The sequence below is a fragment of the Pseudomonas sp. AGC41 genome (assembly GCF_057334555.1).
Genome location: NZ_JBHFJB010000116.1, coordinates 93,061 through 94,812, shown reverse-complemented (window position 1 = coordinate 94,812; position 1,752 = coordinate 93,061). Strand labels below are relative to the sequence as shown.

Annotated in this window: 1 protein-coding gene; it reads left to right on the top strand. The window is 64.2% G+C overall.

All coding sequences use genetic code 11. The annotated features are described in order from the left end of the window. Positions 1 to 144: 144 nt before the first annotated feature. Positions 145 to 1,653, top strand: a complete 1,509-nt coding sequence (locus ACE04F_RS20005) for a sigma-54-dependent transcriptional regulator (protein WP_305496374.1) — start codon at positions 145 to 147, stop codon at positions 1,651 to 1,653. The last annotated feature ends 99 nt before the right edge of the window (positions 1,654 to 1,752 follow it).

Here is a 1,752-nt window from a genome sequence, read left to right as displayed (position 1 = left end):
GTCAACATCAATGCTGGCTGACAAACTGCTTTCGCGAGCAGGCTCGCTCCCACAATGGAAATCGACGCATGACCGGGATTTCACCAAAACCCCGGCCCAAGGCATACTTGCCACCCTTCGTAACCCAGAACCCGAAACCGCCCCATGCGCATCCACGTCAGTTTCATCGACCGCGTCGGCATTACCCAGGAAGTCCTGGCCTTGCTTGGCGGGCGCAATTTGAACCTGGATGCGGTGGAGATGGTGCCGCCCAACGTCTACATCGATGCCCCGACCCTCAGCCCGCAGGTGCTCGACGAACTGCGCGAGGCATTGTTCAGCGTGCGCGGCGTGCAGGCGGTCACCGTGGTGGACATTCTCCCGGGGCAACGCCGGCACTTGCAGCTTGATGCCTTGCTCGCCGCCATGACCGACCCGGTGCTGGCCCTGGACAGCGCCGGCAAGGTGCTGCTCGCCAACCCCGCGCTGATCGCCTTGTACGGTCGGGAACCGGCCGGGGAAAGCGTAGCCGAGCTGTTCGGCGACGCGGCGCTGCTGGACGCCCTGTTGGAAAACGGTTTTCGCCTGCCGCTACGGGAAATCACCCTCAACGGCCAGACCTTGTTGCTGGACGCCACGCCCATCACCGATGCCGGGGCGCTGCTGACGCTTTATCAGCCAAACCGCATCGGCGAACGCCTGTCGGCGCTGCATCACGACCACGCCGAGGGTTTCGATGCGCTGCTGGGCGAATCCCCGGCGATCCGCACGCTCAAGGCCCGGGCCCAGCGCGTCGCGGCCCTGGATGCGCCGCTGCTGATCCAGGGCGAGACCGGTACCGGCAAGGAACTGGTGGCCCGTGCCTGCCATGCCATCAGCGCCCGCCACGGCGCGCCATTCCTGGCCCTGAACTGCGCCGCACTGCCGGAGAACCTCGCCGAAAGCGAACTGTTCGGCTATGCCCCCGGCGCCTTCACCGGCGCCCAGCGCGGCGGCAAGCCGGGGCTGATGGAACTGGCGAACCAGGGCACGGTGTTTCTCGATGAAATCGGCGAGATGTCGCCGTACCTGCAAGCCAAGCTGTTGCGTTTCCTCAATGACGGCAGCTTTCGCCGTGTGGGTGGCGATCGGGAGATCAAGGTCAATGTGCGAATCCTCAGCGCCACCCACCGCAACCTGGAGAAAATGGTCAGCGAAGGCTCGTTCCGCGAAGACTTGTTCTACCGCCTGAACGTGCTCAACGTCGAAGTCCCGCCGCTGCGCGAACGCGGCCAGGACATCCTGCTGCTGGCGCGTTATTTCATGCAGCAGGCCTGCGCGCAGATCCAGCGCCCGGTCTGCCGGCTGGCCCCCGGCACGTATCCGGCATTGCTGGGCAATCGCTGGCCGGGCAATGTGCGACAACTGCAGAACGTGATCTTCCGCGCCGCCGCCATCTGCGAGAGCAGCCTGGTGGACATCGGCGACCTCGACATCGCCGGCACCTCCGTGGCGCGCCAGGGCGACGTGGAAGTCGAAAGCCTGGAGCAAGCCGTCGAAGCGTTCGAGAAGCAATTGCTCGAATCGCTGTACGCCAACTACCCCTCCACCCGTCAACTCGCCAGCCGCTTGCAAACCTCTCATACGGCCATTGCCCATCGGCTGCGCAAGTACGGCATCACCAATAAGCCATAGGCCCACCACACCACATCCCCCCTGTGAACACATGTCCATGTGGGAGCGAGCCTGCTCGCGAAAGCAGTATGTCAGCCAGCATTGATGTGACTGATACAC

Excerpts from the sequence above, each read along its gene's own strand:
- ACE04F_RS20005 (WP_305496374.1), top strand. The coding sequence starts at position 145 with ATGCGCATCCACGTCAGTTTCATCGACCGCGTCGGCATTACCCAGGAA.